At 50.3% G+C, this 21,343-nt stretch carries 26 protein-coding genes and 1 pseudogene; 25 read left to right on the top strand and 2 right to left on the bottom strand.

All coding sequences use genetic code 11. The annotated features are described in order from the left end of the window. Positions 1 to 17 precede the first annotated feature (17 nt). The gene (locus tag FEK43_RS11465; protein ID WP_000536662.1) at positions 18 to 299 is read right to left on the bottom strand and encodes a CII family transcriptional regulator; all 282 of its coding nucleotides are present in this window, start codon (positions 297 to 299) and stop codon (positions 18 to 20) included. Between the two features lie 116 nt (positions 300 to 415). Then, the gene (locus FEK43_RS11460) at positions 416 to 646 is read right to left on the bottom strand and encodes a YdaS family helix-turn-helix protein (protein WP_000391959.1); all 231 of its coding nucleotides are present in this window, start codon (positions 644 to 646) and stop codon (positions 416 to 418) included. 108 nt (positions 647 to 754) lie between these two features. Here FEK43_RS11460 and FEK43_RS11455 point away from each other — a divergent pair, with 108 nt between their 5' ends. The 25 genes and pseudogenes from FEK43_RS11455 to baeR all read left to right on the top strand — a co-directional run bounded on the left by FEK43_RS11455 (position 755) and on the right by baeR (position 21,281). Beyond that, a complete protein-coding gene (locus FEK43_RS11455) occupies positions 755 to 1,441 on the top strand; it encodes a S24 family peptidase (RefSeq protein WP_061357740.1) in 687 nt (228 codons plus the stop codon). A gap of 545 nt (positions 1,442 to 1,986) precedes the next feature. Continuing rightward, entirely contained in the window at positions 1,987 to 2,445 is a 459-nt protein-coding gene (locus FEK43_RS23330; RefSeq protein ID WP_001370778.1) for an antitermination protein N, read from the top strand. A gap of 11 nt (positions 2,446 to 2,456) precedes the next feature. Further along, positions 2,457 to 3,080, top strand: coding sequence for an Nmad5 family putative nucleotide modification protein (locus FEK43_RS11440; RefSeq protein ID WP_049084739.1), 624 nt, complete (start codon positions 2,457 to 2,459; stop codon positions 3,078 to 3,080). A 174-nt stretch (positions 3,081 to 3,254) separates the two neighbouring features. Then, positions 3,255 to 3,671, top strand: coding sequence for a hypothetical protein (locus FEK43_RS11435; RefSeq protein WP_135407288.1), 417 nt, complete (start codon positions 3,255 to 3,257; stop codon positions 3,669 to 3,671). 83 nt (positions 3,672 to 3,754) lie between these two features. After that, positions 3,755 to 3,895, top strand: a complete 141-nt coding sequence (locus tag FEK43_RS11430) for a protease FtsH-inhibitory lysogeny factor CIII (RefSeq protein WP_001198858.1) — start codon at positions 3,755 to 3,757, stop codon at positions 3,893 to 3,895. Beyond that, positions 3,888 to 4,001 (top strand): host cell division inhibitory peptide Kil, encoded by a 114-nt coding sequence (gene kil, locus FEK43_RS11425; RefSeq protein WP_000361831.1) that lies wholly within the window; start codon positions 3,888 to 3,890, stop codon positions 3,999 to 4,001. The genes FEK43_RS11430 and kil overlap by 8 nt, the downstream gene beginning before the upstream one ends. After that, positions 3,998 to 4,186, top strand: a complete 189-nt coding sequence (locus tag FEK43_RS11420) for a hypothetical protein (protein WP_000613346.1) — start codon at positions 3,998 to 4,000, stop codon at positions 4,184 to 4,186. Before kil ends, FEK43_RS11420 begins: the two co-directional genes overlap by 4 nt. Positions 4,187 to 4,194: 8 nt before the next feature. Continuing rightward, the gene (locus FEK43_RS11415; protein ID WP_135407291.1) at positions 4,195 to 4,875 is read left to right on the top strand and encodes an AAA family ATPase; all 681 of its coding nucleotides are present in this window, start codon (positions 4,195 to 4,197) and stop codon (positions 4,873 to 4,875) included. Further along, a complete protein-coding gene (locus FEK43_RS11410) occupies positions 4,872 to 5,459 on the top strand; it encodes a DUF669 domain-containing protein (protein ID WP_135407292.1) in 588 nt (195 codons plus the stop codon). Before FEK43_RS11415 ends, FEK43_RS11410 begins: the two co-directional genes overlap by 4 nt. Positions 5,460 to 5,482: 23 nt before the next feature. Further along, positions 5,483 to 5,779 (top strand): phage anti-RecBCD protein, encoded by a 297-nt coding sequence (locus FEK43_RS11405; protein WP_001111299.1) that lies wholly within the window; start codon positions 5,483 to 5,485, stop codon positions 5,777 to 5,779. Positions 5,780 to 5,789: 10 nt separating this feature from the next. Further along, a complete protein-coding gene (locus tag FEK43_RS11400) occupies positions 5,790 to 5,954 on the top strand; it encodes a DUF2737 family protein (RefSeq protein WP_001214456.1) in 165 nt (54 codons plus the stop codon). Further along, entirely contained in the window at positions 5,951 to 6,361 is a 411-nt protein-coding gene (locus FEK43_RS11395) for a hypothetical protein (RefSeq protein WP_135407295.1), read from the top strand. Before FEK43_RS11400 ends, FEK43_RS11395 begins: the two co-directional genes overlap by 4 nt. After that, complete coding sequence (locus tag FEK43_RS11390) at positions 6,354 to 6,512, top strand: DNA polymerase III subunit theta (RefSeq protein ID WP_105269881.1); 159 nt, start codon at positions 6,354 to 6,356, stop codon at positions 6,510 to 6,512. The genes FEK43_RS11395 and FEK43_RS11390 overlap by 8 nt, the downstream gene beginning before the upstream one ends. Then, a pseudogene (locus tag FEK43_RS11385) lies at positions 6,488 to 6,598 on the top strand (IS6 family transposase); the annotation flags it as partial. The gene FEK43_RS11390 and the pseudogene FEK43_RS11385, both read left to right, overlap by 25 nt. A gap of 220 nt (positions 6,599 to 6,818) precedes the next feature. After that, entirely contained in the window at positions 6,819 to 7,520 is a 702-nt protein-coding gene (locus FEK43_RS11380) for a hypothetical protein (protein ID WP_130210873.1), read from the top strand. A gap of 336 nt (positions 7,521 to 7,856) precedes the next feature. Next, on the top strand, positions 7,857 to 8,171 hold the full coding sequence (locus tag FEK43_RS11370; protein ID WP_130210875.1) for a hypothetical protein: 315 nt from the start codon (positions 7,857 to 7,859) through the stop codon (positions 8,169 to 8,171). Positions 8,172 to 8,235: 64 nt separating this feature from the next. Beyond that, positions 8,236 to 8,580, top strand: coding sequence for a hypothetical protein (locus FEK43_RS11365; RefSeq protein ID WP_016248831.1), 345 nt, complete (start codon positions 8,236 to 8,238; stop codon positions 8,578 to 8,580). Between the two features lie 105 nt (positions 8,581 to 8,685). Next, the gene (locus tag FEK43_RS11360; protein WP_001303849.1) at positions 8,686 to 8,904 is read left to right on the top strand and encodes an excisionase; all 219 of its coding nucleotides are present in this window, start codon (positions 8,686 to 8,688) and stop codon (positions 8,902 to 8,904) included. Then, positions 8,882 to 9,955: a tyrosine-type recombinase/integrase gene (locus FEK43_RS11355; protein WP_135407297.1), complete on the top strand. Its 1,074-nt coding sequence runs from the start codon at positions 8,882 to 8,884 to the stop codon at positions 9,953 to 9,955. The genes FEK43_RS11360 and FEK43_RS11355 overlap by 23 nt, the downstream gene beginning before the upstream one ends. A 343-nt stretch (positions 9,956 to 10,298) precedes the next feature. Then, positions 10,299 to 11,546, top strand: coding sequence for a multidrug efflux RND transporter subunit MdtA (gene mdtA, locus FEK43_RS11350; protein WP_131161421.1), 1,248 nt, complete (start codon positions 10,299 to 10,301; stop codon positions 11,544 to 11,546). Further along, the gene (mdtB, locus tag FEK43_RS11345; protein ID WP_135407299.1) at positions 11,546 to 14,668 is read left to right on the top strand and encodes a multidrug efflux RND transporter permease subunit MdtB; all 3,123 of its coding nucleotides are present in this window, start codon (positions 11,546 to 11,548) and stop codon (positions 14,666 to 14,668) included. Before mdtA ends, mdtB begins: the two co-directional genes overlap by 1 nt. After that, the gene (mdtC, locus tag FEK43_RS11340) at positions 14,669 to 17,746 is read left to right on the top strand and encodes a multidrug efflux RND transporter permease subunit MdtC (protein ID WP_138158544.1); all 3,078 of its coding nucleotides are present in this window, start codon (positions 14,669 to 14,671) and stop codon (positions 17,744 to 17,746) included. It abuts the gene before it with no gap. Continuing rightward, a complete protein-coding gene (locus tag FEK43_RS11335; RefSeq protein WP_135407301.1) occupies positions 17,747 to 19,162 on the top strand; it encodes an MFS transporter in 1,416 nt (471 codons plus the stop codon). It begins immediately after the preceding gene. Continuing rightward, on the top strand, positions 19,159 to 20,562 hold the full coding sequence (baeS, locus tag FEK43_RS11330) for a two-component system sensor histidine kinase BaeS (RefSeq protein WP_135407303.1): 1,404 nt from the start codon (positions 19,159 to 19,161) through the stop codon (positions 20,560 to 20,562). The genes FEK43_RS11335 and baeS overlap by 4 nt, the downstream gene beginning before the upstream one ends. Then, complete coding sequence (gene baeR / locus FEK43_RS11325; RefSeq protein WP_130206968.1) at positions 20,559 to 21,281, top strand: two-component system response regulator BaeR; 723 nt, start codon at positions 20,559 to 20,561, stop codon at positions 21,279 to 21,281. Before baeS ends, baeR begins: the two co-directional genes overlap by 4 nt. Positions 21,282 to 21,343: the final 62 nt, after the last annotated feature.

Raw genomic sequence — 21,343 nt, 5'->3', positions numbered from 1 at the left:
GATCCAGTCTTTCTACATCAGGCCTCGAAGAATTCGCCGTTCTTCGGGGCTTTTTCTTTTGTCAGGTAATCGGCAAGCCGCTTAGTCAGTTCAGCCATTTCATCGTCTTCGATTCCGTATTCCAGAACAGCCAGCATCATGCTTACCTGCGAGAAGAAACCATTCTTCCATCGGCTTACCTGGTATTCCGGAACCCCCATCGCGCGAGCGAATGTCTTCTGCCCCATCAGTGCCAGTTTGTTCAGCAAGGCTGACTCGATGCGAGCCGCTTTCTTGCTTTTAGTTGCAATAGTACCCATAGATAATTTCCTTAATGATTAGATAGAGTTGGCTTCGCAAAGAAACGCAAAACCATAGAGATTTGTTTCTGGTAATGCCCTTTTTCAGGGCGGGGATGTGTAAGAGCGTTAATAACTTAAGCGGCCATTAATTCAGGCCAGATGCTTTCCCAATCAACCGGATGAAGGTCTTTGCGAGTCACTTCACCATTGCTGAACTTCTCAATCAGAACACAAAGTGCTGCGCCCAATTCATGATTACGGCTAAGTGCTTTCCTCAAATAGCCGATAGAAGTTCCGCACTTGGTGGCAAATTCTCTCTGCTCTTCCAGTGAAAGGGAGTTCAGATACAAGCGGAGTTCTTCCATTTGCTATCTCCTTCCCGTTGTTGAATAAGGTGAGTTTACCTGTAGGTAAAAAGCAAATCAATACCCATAGGTTATTTACCGGCAGGTAATCAAAGATAGAATTAAATCATGGATAAATACGAACAAAGACGACTAAGGCTGATAGAGATAAGAGACCGATTCTGTAATGGAAAGGCCTCAGAGTTGGCTCGTCGAATAGAAAGGGAACCATCATACGTTTCCAGAATGCTGTATCCGGAAGGAAAAAGCGGAAAAAAACGCATTGCTGACGATATGATGGAACTAATTGAAAAATCTTTTAATCTCCCACGCGGATGGATGGACATGCTTGTAGATGGTAAAGCTGGAGCTACAGACCATCTTGAGTTTGCGGGTAACGTTCGTGCGGGTTTTGTTCCGGTAATTGGTGAAGCCGTTTTGGGAGTTGATGGCTCAGTGGATATGATTGAATTCAGATCCGGTTGGTTAAGCATCTACAGCGGCGATAAAGATGCTTACGGTCTGAAGGTTAAGGGTGACAGCATGTGGCCAAGGATTCAGTCAGGAGAATATGTTGTTATTGAACCAAATACGCCAGTACATCCAGGTGATGAAGTCTTTGTAAGGACCAAAGACGGTCACAACATGATAAAGATCATGAACAAAACAAGAGACGGTGATTATCAGTTTAGTAGCATAAACAGTGATCACCGCCCAATCACTCTTCCTGTTGAAGAAGTTGATAAAATGCATTTTGTTTCAGCTATTGTGAAACACACCAGGTACGTAGACCAGGACGATCTGCCAAAAGTTTGAGGATAAAGCAGCAAATGTTTATACCCGGCATAGTAGTCGCTGTTGTAATCATCTGCTTCATATGGGCACAGTTATCTCCTGTAAGCTCTAAGCATACAGCTGAACTCATGAGGAAGAAGCACCTTATACATGAGGCAGAATCGATAATTAAAAAGTTCAAAGGCATGTCATACGACGACATGTCATCAGAGCAGATTGCTATGTATAAATGCGCCATTGAGCGCCTTGACTACTTAAACGGACTCAAACCCAAACACACCCCAGTAGAATCAAAATTGCCGCAATGGCCAAGCAATCCAAATAGCTTCTGACATCTCCTTTCAGCCCGCAAAGCGGGCTTTTTTATATCAATCCAAAAAATTAATTACCTGAAAATTCAAGCAGGTAAACTCTCACATCAATTTTATTTACCTACAGGTATAGACAGCAGTTTTACCTGTAGGTATATTTTAAGCCATCAGCAGGACGCACTAACCACCATGAAGGTGATGCTCTTAAAAATTAAGCCCTGAAGAAGGGCAGCATTCAAAGCAGAAGGCTTTGGTGTGTGTGATACGAAACGAAGCATTGGCCGGAAGTGCGAATCCGGATTAGCTGCCAATGTGCCATTGCGGGGTGTTTTCGTTCAGGACTACGACTCACACACACAACCAAAGCTAACTGACAGGAGAATCCAGATGGATGCACAAACACGCCGCCGCGAACGTCGCGCAGAGAAACAGGCTCAATGGAAAGCAGCAAATCCCCTGTTGGTTGGGGTAAGCGCAAAACCAGTTAACCGCCCTATTCTCTCGCTGAATCGCAAACCGAAATCACGAGTAGAAAGCGCACTGAATCCGATAGACCTTACGGTGCTGGCTGAATACCACGAACAGATTGAAAGCAATCTGCAACGTATTGAGCGCAAGAATCAGCGCACATGGTACAGCAAGCCACGGAGTGAAATGGGTGTGACTTGTGTTGGTCGCCAGAAAATGAAATTAGGCAGCAAACCACTTATTTGAGAGGAATTAATATGTCATCAATCCGCTTAACAACGAGAATGAAAGAGGAAATCGCTCGTAACGCTTTAATTAAGTCTGGGGTTTTCACTGAACTTGAAGAAGTAACAAAGTTAAAGAACCAGCTTGCACTTGACGCCAGAGTTATTGCGTTTGGCGGTAAAAAGAAAACTGAGGAAGTGGATCAGTTATCATCCAAGTTGGTAGCTATAAGTGAAGAACTTGAAAAGATGGGATGTTCATTTTACTCATACGATGTTCGTTCTACTTCAATTTATCTGACTGTATCTGGCAGAAGGGTTGGATGGCATTCATATGGGAAAGACGGCAACGGCGAAGATATATTGCTCCCTACTCCAACCAAAGATAAATGCATGTTTGACGCAGAACACGAAATAACAAAAAGGTTTGATGAAATCTGCGCATTGCAACAAAACCTTGAAGCCTTGAAAAAGGATATCGAATCAAATGTATGGGCTGCTTTGAACTCAGTCACAACAGTTAAGCGACTTATTGAAGTTTGGCCTGAAAGCAAAGAATTGCTACCAAAAGAAGCAGATAAAGCAAGTACAGCACTTCCTGCTTTACGGGTAGAAGATTTGAATAAGATGATTGGACTTCCTTCCGAGGCCGCATAGTCGGCCTTTATTTTTGGCATAAACAACAGAATAAACACTGCACTGTGTATTCATTCCAACGATTGAATACACGGAGCAATGTCGCTCGTAACTAAACAGGAGCCGACTTGTTCTGATTATTGGAAATCTTCTTTGCCCTCCAGTGTGAGGGCGATTTTTTTTGACGGAGAAATTATGAAAATTACAGATATTCTGGTTAATCCAGATAATTACGACCAATTCAATATCTCTACTAAATCGGTTGATTTGGGATGTGCAACTGTCAGCGCATGGCTACTTAATGGTAAACAGTTGGATAAATGCCTTGATGCACATATGACGGTTAACAGCTTCCTTGCAGAAAAGACACGCTGGCAAGATGCTGGAGGGAAATATGCTGAATGGCTTGAAAGCATGGGATTTGAATATCAATCTGATGAAGGTTGGTGGAGCATTATAGCTGTAACGCCTGAGACAATAGAATGCTTCGTTAAATACTCAAACGACGATGACTATAAACACCAGGTAGATTCTGCGATAGAAAGATACAAAAGAAAATCGTTCAACCACGAAATATCATCAGTTCTTGATTTCATAGAAATCTTCAAATAAGCCGCCAAGCGCGGCTTTACCGCATACCAATAATGCTTCACCAGAGGCATTTCCGTTATGTGTAAATAAATAAGGAGCACACCATGCAATATGCCATTGCAGGGTGGCCTGTTGCTGGCTGCCCTTCCGAATCTTTACTTGAACGAATCACCCGTAAATTACGTGACGGATGGAAACGCCTTATCGACATACTTAATCAGCCAGGAGTTCCAAAAAATGGATAAAACACTTATGGCTATCCAGACTAAATTCACTATCGCCACTTTTATTGGCGATGAAAAGATGTTTCGTGAGGCCGTCGAAGCCTACAGGAAATGGAGGTCAAAATGATTCCGGTAGAACTGGCGAAAACTCCAGAGTTAAGTCGATTAAAAAGAGAATATCACATTGCTGAGGCTCGTTACTGGCGTAAAGCGGGAGATAAATCAAAGAAACAACTTTGTTTATGGCAGGCACAAAGAGAGCGCATGAATGAGCGCGAGTTTCTTTCCTCTCCATCCGAATTACCATTCTGAGGTGAATTATGGGAACTGCGACATTAATACTCGGTGAGTCTGGCACCGGAAAATCAACCAGCATGAGAAATATCAATCCAGATGAAGCAATACTTATAAAACCAATAGGCAAGCCGCTACCATTTAAATCAAAAGACTGGCTTGCATGGGATGCCAGAGCAAAAAAAGGAACTGTAGTTACCACTGACAAATGGGACGTAATAGTTGCCGTAATTAAGCGTGCTCACGAATACGGGAAAAGAATCGTTATTGTTGATGACTTCCAGTATGTGATGAGCAATGAGTTTATGCGCCGCTCAGAAGAAAAATCGTTTGATAAATTCACTGAGATAGGCCGTCACGCATGGGAGGTCATTAAGGCTGCACAGGATGCGCCTGATGACCTGAGAGTCTATTTTCTTGCCCATACCGAAGAAACCCCTATGGGGCGTGTGAAAATGAAGACTATCGGCAAAATGCTGGACGAGAAAATCACTGTCGAAGGCATGTTTACTATAGTTCTTCGCACTCTTACCCGCGATGACCAGTTCTTTTTCACCACGAAAAACAACGGTGCAGACACTGTTAAATCCCCAATGGGAATGTTTGATTCCAATGAGATTGATAACGATCTCTCTTTCGTCGATGCCACTGTTTGTGATTACTACGGCATCAATAATGTTCATCAAATTAAGGAAAACGCCGCATGAGCAACGTGATTTTTACTTATAACGAAGAAGCAGCACTGACCGCAGGACAAGGTGGTTTTATTAATGAAACTGGCGCTCATGTCATTACCATTACTGAAGCAGAGCTAAAGCAATCAGAAAAAGGCGCAAAATTTATTGAGTTTTCTGGCGAATCCGACGACGGACGTAAAATCCAATATCTTAGCGTTTGTGTTCAGAAAAATGACGGAACGGAAAACAAATTTGGCGCAAATGTCGTTCACGCCATGATGGGGTGTGCCGGGATTGGACAATTAACGCAACATATGGTTTCCGCCAGTAAATTTGTTGCTCCTGAGTTTCACGGAAAGAAAATCGGGTTAGTGCTACAGAAAGTATTAACCACAAACAAAAAGACTGGCGCAGACAGTTACCAGATGGAAATACGCATCCCGTTTATTGCACAAACAGGTCAAACCCTTAAAGAAAAGGCGGAAGGCAAGCAACCAGAAACTATCGCCAACATGGTTGCCAGCCTCAAAGATAAAGACAATCGCTCTAAAAACGTAAGCCAGAATCATGCAGATGATTATGGTTACAGCCAGAACGATTACCCTCCTTTCTGATTACTGAAAATAAGGCTCCCATTATGCCAGCGCCTCTGTATGGTGCGGATGACCCGCGCCGCTGTTCCGGCAATTCCGTATCGGAGGTGCTGGATAAATTCAGAAAAAACTACGACCTGATAATGTCGCTACCGCAGGAAACGAAAGAGGAAAAGGAATTTCGCCATTGTATATGGCTTGCAGAGAAAGAAGAACGCGAGCGAATTTACCAGACATCAATCCGACCATTCCGCAAAGCCACATATACCCACTTCCCTGAATATATCGACCCGCGCCTGCGTAATTACCGCTCACGCTATGGCGCTATCAGTAATGACTGAGGAATTCACCATGAGAGGACTTGCATACAATCCCGGCATTCTTCCGGCAGAAATGATTATTCGCCAACGCGTAAAGCCAATGCCATCGAGAGAGGAATTGCTTAAGAGAAATTCTTTTCCTTCAGTGAATCAAAACAAATATCTGAATGCGATGTGGCGGAGTGGTAAGAAATGAAACAAATGTCACTAATTGAGATGGATGGATTTCTGAAAGGTAAATGCATCCCACGAGATTTAAAGGTTAACGAAACAAACGCTGAATATCTGGTGCGTAAGTTCGGTGAACTTGAAGCTAAATGCGCGGCGCTGGCGGAGGAGAATGCTGGGCTGAAAAACGCAATGGCCGTAACTCTTGAGCATGTGTCGGTCACGGACGCAGGACAGGCCGGAGTAGCTGCGATGATTATCAATGATGCCCTGCACCACAGCGAAACCCCAGCCACCGACGCTTTCTTGGCTGAAGTCCGGGCGCAGGGATTGGAGATGTTTGCACAGAAATGTAACTCAAAATCCGAACAGTCGCTTGCATCTGATATACGCGACAACTGGAAAAACTCTAACTCGGTGGCCAGTTTTGGTTGACCACTTCAACGTTGACCTGGCCGCCAGCGGCGTTGCCTACAAAGAGCGGATGAATATACCGGTAATTGCAGAACAGGTAGCCCGTGAGCAACCGGAGAACTTGCACACCTATTTCATGGAACGGCTACGATACTGGCCGGCGTTGAATTAATCCACATGATGCGCAAGGGGCAATATCAGCATCCTCAGGGTGATGGATTGCCACCCGCGGAACAATTTTATCTGCTAGCTGTATAAAGAAACAGCAATACAACTTTTGCTGACTTTCCACCGTTAACGCGACACAACCTTAATATGCCACAAAGGTTTTTGTTAACGAACTGCGTCTTTTTCTTTCCTGGGTGATGATTGTTTTATAATAAACAAATAACAACATTTATTCTTGTAAAAGTAATAATATCTCTTTGGTGATCGAATTTATTGATCGCATTTCAATTAAACAAATAAGGAGTTTTTTATGCCAAAAATTACCGGTGTTCTAGTGAGCCACCATGTGTTCGATATAAAAAAAGACATGGCTAATGGTTCATTCCCGAAAACATTATTTCCAGGTGCGACATTTCAGATGGTGGTTGACAATGATGTTGTCAATAATAATACATTGGACTGGAGTGTTGTCACCAATGCGGGAGACAATTCGCTGACTGTAAATCAGGACGGCGTGGTGTCATTTTCAAATGATATTGATGAAAGTTGCATTGGTAAAACATTTGTTATTTTTGCGAAGGATAAAGCCACAGGGAAAAATGTGTCATCTTATTTAATTAAACCTTATCGCTTCTTTAAACCTCGTACCGCAACGTCGGACAGATTTTACGATGCATTGTTTTGGATTGAGGATAAAAAAGGGACTGTCCCGGCACGACGCGATATCAATAATGTCCCTTTCGATGAACTGACGGGAGAAATGTTTCATGATGTAAAACGTGAAGTGAATTCCGGGCTTTTTCAGGAATGGGGATTTTTACTGTTTAGTGGGTGGACTAATCCTGTACGTGGTGATATTGGTAGTCTCGAATCAGAAATTTTCACTTTAGAAAATGACAGTATATTTATATCGACAGTCAACTCCCTCCCATACTCCAGAGATCTCCATGATGATATGGACTCCCAGTCTGCACAGGCTGTAGCGTTTTACGGGGAATCTGTTGTTTCCTGATGTTTTAATGAGTTTTTAATAGTCTCCGTCTTTTTAATTTAAAGAGACGGAGATTATCGGCTCTGCAACGTGAAGCTCAGGAACAAAGGTTGTGTCGCGTTAACGGTGGAAAGTCAGCAAAAGTTGTATTGCTGGCTTTTCATGCAGCCAGCAGATAAATTGTTCCGCGGGTGACAGCCATTACCGCGAAGGCATATTGCAAGGGGCGTTGCTTGTGGTCGATTCCTCACTCACTCCAGTTGATGGTTCGCTGCTTGTATGTGCTTATCGCATAAAGAGATATCGGAAGCATCCGCGCCGCTATGATTGTCTTTCTCCTGATGCAGGAAAAGCAGAATGGCTAAATCAGCAGCAGAGCGCAAAGCCGATCAGAGGGCCAAGCAAGCATCATCCGGTATGCGTAAGCTGGAGCTTGTACTTGATGCTCAGGAAATTGAAATGCTGGAGCGTAACTGTGCCACGCGTCGCTTCAGGCGTGCGCCTTACGAGTTTGGTGAGTACATCGCGTTACTGAGCCGCCAAGATGATGCACTTGTGCGCTGGCGTATAAAATCGATCAGCATAAAACGTTGCGGTAAGTGCGGCGAGAGAGTTCCTGTTAATTCATGCCCGTGTAATGGTGACTCACAATGCTGGGTGACCAAAGGCTGATTCGAATTTAAGAACTGAAAGAACACCAAGCCGCCTGATGGCGGTTTTTTATTGGAGACAAGAAATGTCAGATTTGGCTATGAAGATTTTGAAATGGCAAACGACTGGCGATGTCGGCATCAGTAGCGCAACTCTTGCCTCAATCGCATGTGGACTGAAAAAGAATATCTATGGTCATCACTTCGGTGCTCCACATGACGCAGCCGATTTCCGACGATGCGTTGCACTTGTTGAGCAGATTCCAGAAATCAGAGATTCATTCGACAAGGTTGCAAAGCGCGTTCCGGCATTCAAAGGCATCCTCAACGAATGGGATTCTCTCGTTGCTCTGTTGAAGTCTGAAATGAAGATACACGGAAACAAAGCACCAGAGACTTACAGAAGAATTAGCGAGCTACGCAAGGACTAACCACAGCCTCACACTCGATGAGGCCTGTTCATTTCTCAAGATATCCAGACCTACCATCGCCGCATCAATGCGGCTTTTCTTGCGTGTAATTGCGGAGACTTTGCGATGTACTTGACACTTCAGGAGTGGAACGCACGCCAGCGACGCCCAAGAAGCCTTGAAACAGTTCGTCGATGGGTGCGCGAATGCAGGATATTCCCTCCTCCGGTTAAGGATGGAAGAGAGTATCTGTTCCACGAATCAGCGGTAAAGGTTGACTTAAATCGACCAGTAACAGGTAGCCTTTTGAAGAGGATCAGAAATGGGAAGAAGGCGAAGTCATGAGCGCCGGGATTTACCCCCTAACCTTTATATAAGAAACAATGGATATTACTGCTACAGGGACCCAAGGACGGGTAAAGAGTTCGGATTAGGCAGAGACAGAAGGATAGCAGTTTCAGAGGCTATTCAGGCCAATATTGAGTTGCTATCTGAGAACAGGCGTGAGTCACTGATAGACAGGATTAAAGGCGCTGACTCAATCACTCTTCATGTGTGGCTTGACCGATATGAAACAATTCTCAGCGAGAGGGGCATCAGACCGAAAACTCTACTCGACTACGCCAGCAAAATCAGGGCAATCCGAAGAAAATTGCCGGACAAACCGCTCGCTGACATATCAACGAAAGAGGTGGCAGCAATGCTAAACACCTACGTAGCAGAAGGTAAAGCGGCTTCCGCAAAATTAATCAGGTCAACCCTTGTTGACGTTTTTCGTGAGGCAATAGCCGAGGGGCATGTGGCAACGAATCCGGTAACAGCAACCCGCACAGCAAAGTCAGAAGTAAGGCGCTCAAGGCTGACAGCTAATGAGTATGTCGCGATTTACCATGCAGCCGAACCTCTCCCAATCTGGCTGAGGCTGGCAATGGATTTGGCTGTCGTTACAGGGCAGAGAGTGGGCGATTTGTGCAGAATGAAATGGGCAGACATAAACGACAACCATCTTCACATTGAGCAGGGTAAAACAGGGGCTAAGCTCGCCATTCCGCTGACGCTAAGGATTGACGCGCTCAATATCTCATTGGCTGATACACTACAGAAATGCAGGGAGGCCAGCGGCAGTGAAACTATAATCGCATCAACGCATCACGAACCACTTTCCCCGAAAACAGTATCGAAGTATTTTACAAAGGCGAGAAATGCATCTGGACTCTCATTTGATGGAGACCCGCCAACATTCCATGAACTGCGTAGCCTGTCGGCGAGGCTATACCGGAACCAGATTGGCGATAAGTTTGCTCAACGTCTTCTCGGGCATAAATCAGATTCAATGGCGGCGCGGTATAGGGACAGCCGTGGACGGGAATGGGACAAAATTGAAATCGACAAATGATTTTATTTTGACTAATAATGACCTGTTCATGGTAATTTATTGATAATTAAAGAAATTTTAAATATGCAACTTACCTTATTTAAGGCCCTTCCTCGGGAGGGGCTTTCCCGTTTCAGCATCCCGCTGAAATCTTCGGGTTACCTCCTTATTGCCATGTACGCAGTCTATCGCTAACCTGCGAATAAAATAGTTTCCTGTGTCATTACTGGATGCATGCTCGCAAAGCGCACCGTCATTCAGACGATTCCCGAAACTGTTTCATAATTCCTCCATTTTTCGCCCTTATTGGCTGGCTACACTAGTATCATTCCGCGAAACGTTTCAGGAAGAGAAACTCTTAACGATGAAAGGCAGTTATAAATCCCGTTGGGTAATCGTAATCGTGGTGGTTATCGCCGCCATCGCCGCATTCTGGTTCTGGCAAGGCCGCAATGAATCCCAGAGCGCAGCACCAGGTGCGACGAAACAAGCGCAACATCCACCTGCGAGTGGTCGCCGTGGTATGCGTTCCGGCCCATTAGCCCCGGTTCAGGCGGCGACCGCCGTAGAACAGGCAGTTCCGCGTTACCTTACCGGGCTTGGCACTATTACCGCTGCTAACACCGTTACGGTGCGCAGTCGCGTAGATGGTCAACTGATGGCGTTACATTTCCAGGAAGGCCAGCAGGTCAAAGCAGGCGATTTGCTGGCAGAAATTGACCCCAGCCAGTTCAAAGTTGCATTAGCACAAGCCCAGGGCCAACTGGCAAAAGATAAAGCCACGCTTGCCAACGCCCGCCGTGACCTGGCGCGTTATCAACAACTGGCAAAAACTAATCTCGTCTCCCGCCAGGAGCTGGATGCTCAACAGGCGCTGGTCAGTGAAACCGAAGGCACCATTAAGGCTGATGAAGCGAGCGTCGCCAGCGCACAACTACAACTCGACTGGAGCCGCATCACCGCGCCAGTCGATGGTCGCGTTGGCCTGAAGCAGGTTGATGTTGGTAACCAAATCTCCAGTGGCGACACCACCGGGATTGTGGTGATCACCCAGACGCATCCTATCGATTTAGTCTTTACCCTGCCGGAAAGCGATATCGCTACCGTTGTGCAGGCACAAAAAGCCGGAAAACCACTGGTGGTTGAAGCCTGGGATCGCACTAACTCGAAGAAATTAAGTGAAGGCACGCTGTTAAGTCTCGATAACCAAATCGATGCCACTACCGGCACGATTAAAGTGAAAGCACGCTTTAATAATCAGGATGATGCGCTGTTTCCCAATCAGTTTGTTAACGCGCGCATGTTAGTCGACACCGAACAAAACGCCGTGGTGATCCCCACCGCCGCCCTGCAAATGGGCAACGAAGGCCATTTTGTCTGGGTACTGAATAGCGAAAATAAAGTCAGCAAACATCTGGTGACACCGGGCATTCAGGACAGTCAGAAAGTGGTGATCCGCGCAGGTATTTCTGCAGGCGATCGCGTAGTGACGGACGGTATTGATCGCCTGACCGAAGGAGCGAAAGTGGAAGTGGTGGAAGCCCAGAGCGCCACCGCACCGGAAGAGAAAGCCACCAGCCGCGTATACGCGAAAAAAGGAGCGCGCTCCTGATGCAGGTGTTACCCCCGAGCAGCACAGGCGGCCCGTCGCGCCTGTTTATTATGCGTCCTGTCGCCACCACGCTGCTGATGGTGGCGATCTTACTCGCCGGGATTATCGGTTATCGCGCCCTGCCCGTTTCGGCACTGCCGGAAGTGGATTATCCGACTATTCAGGTGGTCACCCTCTACCCTGGCGCCAGCCCGGATGTCATGACCTCCGCCGTTACCGCGCCGCTCGAACGCCAGTTTGGGCAGATGTCCGGCCTGAAACAGATGTCGTCGCAAAGTTCCGGCGGTGCGTCAGTTATCACTTTGCAGTTCCAGCTAACATTACCGCTGGATGTCGCCGAGCAGGAAGTGCAGGCCGCGATTAACGCTGCGACCAACCTGTTGCCGAGCGATCTGCCTAACCCGCCGGTTTACAGCAAAGTGAATCCGGCAGATCCGCCGATCATGACGCTTGCCGTCACCTCAACCGCCATGCCGATGACGCAGGTAGAAGATATGGTGGAAACCCGCGTCGCGCAGAAAATCTCACAGATTTCCGGCGTCGGACTGGTGACGCTTTCCGGCGGTCAGCGTCCGGCCGTTCGCGTCAAACTTAACGCCCAGGCGATTGCCGCACTCGGTCTGACCAGCGAAACCGTGCGCACCGCCATTACCGGCGCTAACGTTAACTCAGCTAAAGGTAGCCTTGATGGCCCTTCCCGTGCGGTCACGCTGTCAGCGAACGACCAGATGCAATCCGCCGAAGAGTATCGCCAGCTAATCATCGCCTACCAGAACGGCGCGCCGATTCGTCTGGGCGATGTCGCAACTGTAGAGCAAGGTGCAGAAAACAGCTGGCTCGGCGCGTGGGCGAACAAAGAACAGGCCATCGTGATGAATGTTCAGCGCCAGCCCGGTGCTAACATTATCTCCACCGCCGACAGCATCCGGCAGATGCTGCCACAGCTCACCGAGAGTTTGCCGAAATCGGTGAAGGTGACGGTACTTTCTGACCGTACCACCAATATCCGCGCATCGGTCGACGATACCCAGTTTGAGCTGATGATGGCTATCGCGCTGGTAGTAATGATTATCTACCTGTTTTTGCGCAATATTCCGGCGACCATCATTCCAGGCGTCGCAGTGCCGCTGTCGTTAATCGGCACCTTCGCGGTCATGGTGTTTCTCGATTTTTCAATCAATAACCTGACGTTGATGGCGTTAACTATCGCCACCGGATTCGTTGTCGATGACGCCATCGTGGTGATCGAAAACATTTCCCGCTATATCGAAAAAGGTGAAAAACCGTTGGCGGCGGCGCTCAAGGGCGCGGGTGAAATCGGCTTTACCATTATCTCGCTGACCTTCTCACTGATTGCGGTGTTGATCCCACTGCTGTTTATGGGCGATATCGTCGGGCGACTGTTCCGCGAATTTGCCATTACTCTGGCAGTCGCGATTTTGATCTCAGCCGTGGTGTCGCTGACCCTGACACCGATGATGTGCGCGCGGATGCTCAGCCAGGAGTCGCTGCGTAAACAGAACCGCTTCTCCCGTGCCTCGGAAAAAATGTTCGACAGGATAATCGCCGCCTATGGACGTGGACTGGCGAAAGTGCTGAATCATCCATGGCTGACCTTAAGCGTGGCGCTCAGCACGCTGCTGCTTAGCGTGCTGCTGTGGGTGTTCATTCCGAAAGGTTTCTTCCCAGTGCAGGACAACGGCATTATTCAGGGCACTTTGCAGGCACCGCAATCCAGCTCCTTTGCCAATATGGCCCAGCGGCAACGCCAGGTCGCGGACGTGATTTTGCAGGACCCGGCAGTGCAAAGTTTGACCTCATTTGTTGGCGTTGATGGCACTAACCCGTCGCTGAACAGTGCGCGTTTACAGATCAACCTCAAACCGTTGGATGAACGTGATGATCGGGTGCAAAAAGTCATCGCCCGTCTGCAAACGGCGGTAGATAAAGTACCGGGCGTCGATCTCTTCCTGCAACCAACGCAGGACCTGACCATCGATACACAGGTCAGCCGCACCCAGTACCAGTTTACCTTGCAGGCCACGTCACTGGATGCGCTCAGTACCTGGGTGCCACAGTTGATGGAAAAACTCCAGCAACTACCACAGCTTTCTGATGTCTCCAGCGACTGGCAGGACAAAGGGCTGGTGGCGTATGTCAATGTTGATCGCGACAGCGCCAGCCGTCTGGGGATCAGCATGGCGGACGTCGATAACGCCTTGTACAACGCGTTTGGTCAGCGACTGATTTCCACTATTTATACTCAGGCTAACCAGTATCGCGTGGTGCTGGAGCACAACACCGAAAATACTCCTGGGATTGCGGCGCTGGATACTATTCGCCTGACCAGCAGCGACGGTGGCGTAGTGCCGCTAAGCTCAATTGCCAAAATTGAGCAGCGTTTTGCCCCGCTCTCCATCAACCATCTGGATCAGTTCCCGGTAACGACCATCTCCTTTAACGTGCCGGATAACTATTCGTTGGGCGATGCGGTGCAGGCGATTATGGACACCGAAAAGACGCTGAATCTGCCAGTGGATATCACCACGCAGTTCCAGGGCAGCACCCTCGCCTTCCAGTCGGCGCTGGGCAGCACTGTCTGGCTGATTGTCGCAGCGGTGGTGGCGATGTATATCGTGCTCGGCATTCTGTACGAGAGCTTTATTCACCCCATCACTATTCTCTCGACGCTACCCACCGCAGGGGTCGGCGCACTGCTGGCGTTAATGATTGCCGGTAGCGAACTGGATGTGATTGCGATTATCGGCATTATTTTGCTGATCGGTATCGTGAAGAAGAACGCCATCATGATGATCGACTTCGCGCTGGCTGCCGAGCGCGAGCAAGGCATGTCGCCGCGCGATGCTATTTACCAGGCTTGTCTGTTGCGTTTTCGTCCGATCCTGATGACCACCCTGGCGGCTCTGCTTGGCGCGCTGCCGCTGATGTTGAGTACCGGGGTCGGTGCGGAACTACGTCGTCCGTTAGGCATCGGTATGGTCGGCGGTCTGGTTGTCAGCCAAGTGCTGACGCTGTTTACCACGCCGGTGATTTATCTGCTGTTCGACCGCCTGGCATTGTGGACCAAAAGCCGCTTTGCCCATCATGAAGAGGAGGCGTAAGTGAAGTTTTTTGCCCTCTTCATTTACCGCCCGGTGGCGACGATTTTACTGTCGGTTGCCATTACCCTGTGCGGCATTCTGGGCTTCCGTATGCTGCCGGTCGCCCCGCTGCCGCAGGTTGATTTTCCGGTGATTATGGTCAGCGCCTCGCTGCCCGGTGCATCGCCAGAGACAATGGCGTCTTCCGTTGCCACGCCGCTGGAACGTTCGCTTGGGCGCATTGCCGGAGTCAGTGAAATGACCTCCAGCAGTTCGCTCGGCAGCACGCGCATTATTTTGCAGTTTGATTTTGACCGGGATATCAACGGCGCAGCGCGCGATGTGCAGGCGGCGATCAACGCCGCGCAAAGTTTGCTGCCCAGCGGGATGCCAAGCCGTCCGACCTATCGCAAAGCGAACCCGTCGGATGCGCCAATTATGATCCTGACGCTAACCTCCGATACTTATTCGCAAGGTGAACTGTACGATTTCGCCTCAACACAGCTTGCCCCGACGATTGCGCAAATCGACGGTGTCGGTGATGTCGATGTCGGTGGCAGCTCGCTGCCCGCCGTGCGCGTCGGGCTGAATCCGCAGGCGCTGTTTAATCAGGGCGTCTCGCTGGACGATGTACGCTCCGCCATCAGCAATGCCAACGTGCGTAAACCGCAGGGGGCGCTGGAAGATGGGACTCACCGCTGGCAGATCCAGACCAATGATGAACTGAAAACCGCCGCCGAATATCAGCCGCTGATTATTCATTACAACAACGGCGGCGCGGTTCGTCTGGGCGATGTGGCGACGGTGACCGACTCAGTGCAGGATGTGCGCAACGCCGGGATGACCAACGCCAAACCGGCTATTTTGCTGATGATCCGCAAACTGCCAGAAGCCAATATTATCCAGACGGTAGACAGCATCCGGGCGAAATTACCGGAGTTGCAGGAAACCATTCCGGCGGCAATTGATCTGCAAATTGCCCAGGATCGCTCCCCCACCATTCGCGCCTCGCTGGAAGAAGTCGAGCAAACGCTAATTATCTCGGTGGCGCTGGTGATTCTGGTGGTGTTTTTATTCCTGCGCTCGGGTCGCGCCACTATTATTCCCGCCGTTGCGGTGCCGGTCTCGCTGATTGGTACGTTTGCGGCGATGTACCTGTGCGGATTCAGTCTCAATAACCTTTCGTTAATGGCGCTCACCATTGCTACTGGTTTCGTGGTGGATGACGCCATCGTGGTGCTGGAAAACATTGCCCGTCATCTGGAAGCGGGGATGAAACCGCTACAGGCCGCGCTACAAGGTACTCGCGAAGTCGGTTTTACGGTGCTGTCGATGAGTCTGTCACTGGTGGCGGTGTTCCTGCCGCTGCTGTTGATGGGCGGATTGCCGGGCCGCCTGTTACGCGAGTTTGCCGTGACGCTTTCTGTCGCCATTGGTATTTCGTTGCTGGTTTCCCTGACGCTAACGCCGATGATGTGCGGCTGGATGCTGAAAGCGAGCAAGCCGCGTGAGCAAAAGCGACTGCGTGGTTTTGGTCGCATGTTGGTAGCCCTGCAACAAGGCTACGGCAAGTCGCTGAAATGGGTGCTCAATCATACCCGTCTGGTGGGCGTGGTGCTGCTTGGCACCATTGCGCTGAATATCTGGCTATATATCTCGATTCCGAAAACCTTCTTCCCTGAGCAGGACACCGGCGTACTGATGGGCGGGATTCAGGCTGACCAAAGTATTTCGTTTCAGGCGATGCGCGGCAAATTGCAGGACTTCATGAAAATTATTCGTGACGATCCGGCAGTGGATAATGTCACCGGCTTTACCGGCGGTTCGCGAGTGAACAGCGGGATGATGTTTATCACCCTCAAGCCACGCGACGAACGCAGCGAAACGGCGCAGCAAATTATCGACCGTCTGCGCGTGAAGCTCGCAAAAGAGCCAGGAGCGAATCTGTTCCTGATGGCGGTACAGGATATTCGCGTTGGCGGACGTCAGTCGAACGCCAGTTACCAGTACACGTTGCTGTCCGACGACCTGGCGGCACTGCGCGAATGGGAGCCGAAAATTCGCAAAAAACTGGCAACGTTGCCGGAACTGGCGGACGTGAACTCCGACCAGCAGGACAACGGCGCGGAGATGAATCTGGTTTACGATCGCGACACCATGGCACGGCTGGGAATCGACGTGCAGGCCGCCAACAGCCTGTTAAATAACGCCTTCGGTCAGCGACAAATCTCGACCATTTACCAGCCGATGAACCAGTATAAAGTAGTGATGGAGGTGGATCCGCGCTATACCCAGGACATCAGTGCGCTGGAAAAAATGTTCGTTATCAATAACGAAGGCAAAGCGATCCCGCTGTCGTATTTCGCTAAATGGCAACCGGCGAACGCGCCATTGTCGGTGAATCATCAAGGATTATCGGCAGCCTCGACCATCTCGTTCAACCTGCCGACCGGGAAATCGCTCTCGGACGCCAGTGCGGCGATCGACCGAGCAATGACCCAGCTTGGTGTGCCTTCGACGGTGCGCGGCAGTTTTGCCGGAACAGCGCAGGTGTTCCAGGAGACGATGAACTCGCAAGTGATCCTGATTATCGCAGCGATCGCCACGGTGTATATCGTACTGGGGATGCTGTATGAGAGTTACGTACATCCGCTGACGATTCTCTCCACATTGCCTTCGGCGGGCGTCGGGGCGCTGCTGGCGCTGGAGCTGTTCAATGCCCCGTTCAGCCTAATCGCCCTGATAGGGATCATGCTATTAATCGGCATCGTGAAGAAAAACGCCATTATGATGGTCGATTTTGCGCTTGAAGCCCAACGCCACGGTAACCTGACGCCGCAGGAAGCTATTTTCCAGGCCTGTCTGCTGCGTTTTCGCCCGATTATGATGACCACCCTGGCAGCACTGTTTGGCGCGCTGCCGCTGGTATTGTCGGGCGGTGACGGCTCGGAGCTGCGGCAACCCCTGGGGATCACCATTGTCGGCGGTCTGGTAATGAGTCAGCTCCTGACGCTGTATACCACGCCGGTGGTATATCTCTTTTTCGACCGTCTGCGGCTGCGTTTTTCGCGTAAACCTAAACAAACGGTAACCGAGTAAATGACAGATCTTCCCGACAGCACCCGCTGGCAATTGTGGATTGTGGCTTTCGGCTTCTTTATGCAGTCGCTGGACACCACCATCGTTAACACCGCCCTTCCCTCAATGGCGCAAAGCCTCGGGGAAAGCCCGCTGCATATGCACATGGTCATTGTCTCTTATGTGCTGACCGTGGCGGTGATGCTACCCGCCAGCGGCTGGCTGGCGGATAAAATCGGCGTGCGCAATATTTTCTTTACCGCCATCGTGTTGTTTACCCTCGGTTCACTGTTTTGCGCGCTTTCCGGCACGCTGAACGAACTGTTGCTGGCACGCGCGTTACAGGGCGTTGGCGGTGCGATGATGGTGCCGGTCGGCAGGTTGACGGTGATGAAAATCGTACCGCGCGAGCAATATATGGCGGCGATGACCTTTGTCACGCTGCCCGGTCAGGTCGGCCCGCTGCTTGGCCCGGCGCTCGGTGGTCTGCTGGTGGAGTACGCCTCCTGGCACTGGATCTTTTTGATCAACATTCCAGTAGGAATTATCGGTGCGATCGCCACATTGATGTTAATGCCGAACTACACCATGCAGACGCGGCGCTTCGATCTCTCCGGCTTTCTGTTGCTGGCGGTTGGCATGGCGGTATTAACGCTGGCGCTGGACGGCAGTAAAGGTACAGGACTGTCGCCGCTAACCATCGCCGGACTGGTGGCGGTTGGCGTGGTGGCACTGGTGCTTTATCTACTACACGCCAGAAATAACCACCGCGCTCTTTTCAGTCTGAAACTGTTCCGCACTCGTACCTTTTCGCTGGGCCTGGCGGGGAGCTTTGCCGGACGTATCGGTAGCGGCATGTTGCCCTTTATGACGCCGGTTTTCCTGCAAATTGGCCTTGGTTTCTCACCGTTTCATGCCGGATTGATGATGATCCCGATGGTACTCGGCAGCATGGGGATGAAGCGAATTGTGGTGCAGGTGGTGAATCGCTTTGGTTATCGTCGGGTACTGGTGGCGACCACGCTGGGTCTGTCGCTGGTCACCCTGTTGTTTATGACCACCGCGCTGCTAGGCTGGTACTACGTTTTGCCGTTCGTCCTGTTTTTACAAGGAATGGTCAACTCGACGCGTTTCTCCTCCATGAACACCCTGACGCTGAAAGATCTCCCGGACAATCTGGCGAGCAGTGGCAACAGCCTGCTGTCGATGATTATGCAATTGTCGATGAGTATCGGGGTCACCATCGCCGGGCTGTTGCTGGGACTTTTTGGTTCGCAGCATGTCAGCGTCGACAGCGGCACCACACAAACTGTCTTTATGTACACCTGGCTTAGTATGGCGTTTCTTATCGCCCTTCCGGCGTTCATCTTTGCCAGAGTGCCGAACGATACGCATCAAAATGTAGCTATTTCGCGGCGCAAAAGGAGCACTGAATGAAGTTCTGGCGGCCCGGCATTACCGGCAAACTGTTTCTGGCGATCTTCGCCACCTGCATCGTCTTGCTGATCACGATGCACTGGGCGGTACGTATTAGTTTTGAGCGTGGTTTTATTGATTACATCAAGCATGGCAATGAGCAACGGCTGCAAATGCTTGGCGACGCGCTTGGCGAGCAATACGCCCAGCACGGTAACTGGCGTTTTCTGCGTAATAACGATCGCTTCGTATTTCAGATCCTGCGTTCGCTTGAACACGATAGCAACGACGATAAGCCCGGCCCCGGTATGCCACCACACGGCTGGCGTACCCAGTTCTGGGTGGTCGATCAAAATAACAAAGTGCTGGTTGGCCCACGCGCACCCATTCCACCGGACGGTACACGGCGACCTATTCTGGTCAATGGTGTGGAAGTCGGCGCGGTGATCGCTTCCCCCGTTGAACGCCTGACGCGCAATACCGATATCAATTTTGATAAGCAACAGCGGCAAACCAGCTGGCTGATTGTGGCTTTATCTACTTTATTGGCGGCGCTGGCGACATTTCCACTGGCACGCGGTTTGCTGGCTCCGGTAAAACGGTTAGTTGACGGCACGCACAAACTGGCGGCGGGCGATTTCACCACTCGCGTGACGCCCACCAGCGAAGATGAACTGGGGAAACTGGCACAAGACTTCAACCAGCTTGCCAGCACGCTGGAGAAAAACCAGCAAATGCGCCGCGATTTTATGGCCGATATTTCTCACGAACTGCGTACGCCATTAGCGGTGCTGCGCGGTGAACTGGAAGCCATTCAGGATGGCGTGCGTAAATTCACGCCGGAGACGGTGGCGTCTTTACAGGCGGAGGTCGGCACACTGACCAAACTGGTTGACGATCTCCATCAGTTGTCGATGTCTGATGAAGGCGCTCTCGCCTATCAAAAAGCACCGGTAGATTTGATCCCACTGCTGGAAGTGGCGGGCGGCGCATTTCGCGAACGATTCGCCAGCCGTGGCCTGAAACTGCAATTTTCCCTGCCAGACAGCATTACCGTATTTGGCGATCGCGACCGTTTAATGCAGTTGTTCAATAATTTACTGGAAAACAGCCTGCGCTACACCGACAGCGGCGGCAGCCTGCAAATCTCCGCAGAACAGCACGATAAAACGGTGCGCCTGACCTTTGCCGACAGCGCGCCGGGCGTCAGTGATGATCAGCTGCAAAAACTGTTTGAGCGTTTTTATCGCACCGAAGGTTCCCGCAACCGTGCCAGCGGCGGTTCCGGGCTGGGGCTGGCGATTTGCCTGAACATTGTTGAAGCGCATAATGGTCGCATTGTTGCCGCCCATTCGCCTTTTGGCGGGGTAAGCATTACAGTAGAGTTACCGCTGGAACGGGATTTACAGAGAGAAGTATGACCGAGTTACCTATCGACGAAAACACGCCGCGTATTTTGATCGTGGAAGATGAACCCAAGCTGGGGCAGTTGCTCATTGATTATCTGCGTGCCGCGAGCTACGCGCCAATACTTATCAGCCACGGCGATCAGGTACTGCCGTACGTGCGCCAGACGCCGCCGGATCTGATCCTGTTGGATCTGATGCTCCCAGGCACCGATGGTCTGACGCTGTGCCGGGAAATTCGTCGTTTTTCCGATGTCCCAATTGTGATGGTGACGGCGAAAATCGAAGAGATCGATCGCCTGCTGGGGCTGGAAATTGGTGCTGATGACTATATCTGCAAGCCGTACAGCCCGCGTGAAGTAGTGGCGCGCGTCAAAACCATTTTGCGCCGCTGCAAACCGCAGCGCGAGTTGCAGCAACAGGATGCCGAAAATCCGTTGATTATCGACGAAGGTCGTTTTCAGGCTTCATGGCGTGGCAAAATGCTTGACCTGACGCCTGCGGAATTTCGTCTGCTGAAAACGCTCTCCCATGAACCGGGTAAAGTATTCTCCCGCGAGCAATTGCTCAATCATCTTTACGACGACTACCGCGTGGTAACCGACCGAACTATCGACAGCCACATTAAAAACCTGCGCCGCAAACTGGAATCTCTCGACGCCGAACAGTCATTTATCCGCGCCGTTTACGGCGTCGGTTACCGTTGGGAAGCTGACGCCTGCCGTATTGTTTAACCTGTTCCTTTTAATGGCAGTCTCAAACTACAACGCGTACCGTTCCGTCGCCCACTGAGTAT

This window comes from Escherichia sp. E2562 (genome assembly GCF_005781075.1).
Taxonomy (GTDB): Bacteria; Pseudomonadota; Gammaproteobacteria; order Enterobacterales; family Enterobacteriaceae; genus Escherichia.
The sequence above is the reverse complement of the archived record's forward strand: the minus strand, read 5'-3'. Positions and strand labels throughout refer to the sequence as shown.

Coding starts and splice junctions, on each gene's coding strand:
- FEK43_RS11465 (WP_000536662.1), bottom strand. CDS start 299: ATGGGTACTATTGCAACTAAAAGCAAGAAAGCGGCTCGCATCGAGTCA.
- FEK43_RS11460 (WP_000391959.1), bottom strand. CDS start 646: ATGGAAGAACTCCGCTTGTATCTGAACTCCCTTTCACTGGAAGAGCAG.
- FEK43_RS11455 (WP_061357740.1), top strand. CDS start 755: ATGGATAAATACGAACAAAGACGACTAAGGCTGATAGAGATAAGAGAC.
- FEK43_RS11440 (WP_049084739.1), top strand. CDS start 2,457: ATGTCATCAATCCGCTTAACAACGAGAATGAAAGAGGAAATCGCTCGT.
- FEK43_RS11435 (WP_135407288.1), top strand. CDS start 3,255: ATGAAAATTACAGATATTCTGGTTAATCCAGATAATTACGACCAATTC.
- FEK43_RS11430 (WP_001198858.1), top strand. CDS start 3,755: ATGCAATATGCCATTGCAGGGTGGCCTGTTGCTGGCTGCCCTTCCGAA.
- kil (WP_000361831.1), top strand. CDS start 3,888: ATGGATAAAACACTTATGGCTATCCAGACTAAATTCACTATCGCCACT.
- FEK43_RS11420 (WP_000613346.1), top strand. CDS start 3,998: ATGATTCCGGTAGAACTGGCGAAAACTCCAGAGTTAAGTCGATTAAAA.
- FEK43_RS11415 (WP_135407291.1), top strand. CDS start 4,195: ATGGGAACTGCGACATTAATACTCGGTGAGTCTGGCACCGGAAAATCA.
- FEK43_RS11410 (WP_135407292.1), top strand. CDS start 4,872: ATGAGCAACGTGATTTTTACTTATAACGAAGAAGCAGCACTGACCGCA.
- FEK43_RS11405 (WP_001111299.1), top strand. CDS start 5,483: ATGCCAGCGCCTCTGTATGGTGCGGATGACCCGCGCCGCTGTTCCGGC.
- FEK43_RS11400 (WP_001214456.1), top strand. CDS start 5,790: ATGAGAGGACTTGCATACAATCCCGGCATTCTTCCGGCAGAAATGATT.
- FEK43_RS11395 (WP_135407295.1), top strand. CDS start 5,951: ATGAAACAAATGTCACTAATTGAGATGGATGGATTTCTGAAAGGTAAA.
- FEK43_RS11380 (WP_130210873.1), top strand. CDS start 6,819: ATGCCAAAAATTACCGGTGTTCTAGTGAGCCACCATGTGTTCGATATA.
- FEK43_RS11370 (WP_130210875.1), top strand. CDS start 7,857: ATGGCTAAATCAGCAGCAGAGCGCAAAGCCGATCAGAGGGCCAAGCAA.
- FEK43_RS11365 (WP_016248831.1), top strand. CDS start 8,236: ATGTCAGATTTGGCTATGAAGATTTTGAAATGGCAAACGACTGGCGAT.
- FEK43_RS11360 (WP_001303849.1), top strand. CDS start 8,686: ATGTACTTGACACTTCAGGAGTGGAACGCACGCCAGCGACGCCCAAGA.
- FEK43_RS11355 (WP_135407297.1), top strand. CDS start 8,882: ATGGGAAGAAGGCGAAGTCATGAGCGCCGGGATTTACCCCCTAACCTT.
- mdtA (WP_131161421.1), top strand. CDS start 10,299: ATGAAAGGCAGTTATAAATCCCGTTGGGTAATCGTAATCGTGGTGGTT.
- mdtB (WP_135407299.1), top strand. CDS start 11,546: ATGCAGGTGTTACCCCCGAGCAGCACAGGCGGCCCGTCGCGCCTGTTT.
- FEK43_RS11335 (WP_135407301.1), top strand. CDS start 17,747: ATGACAGATCTTCCCGACAGCACCCGCTGGCAATTGTGGATTGTGGCT.
- baeS (WP_135407303.1), top strand. CDS start 19,159: ATGAAGTTCTGGCGGCCCGGCATTACCGGCAAACTGTTTCTGGCGATC.
- baeR (WP_130206968.1), top strand. CDS start 20,559: ATGACCGAGTTACCTATCGACGAAAACACGCCGCGTATTTTGATCGTG.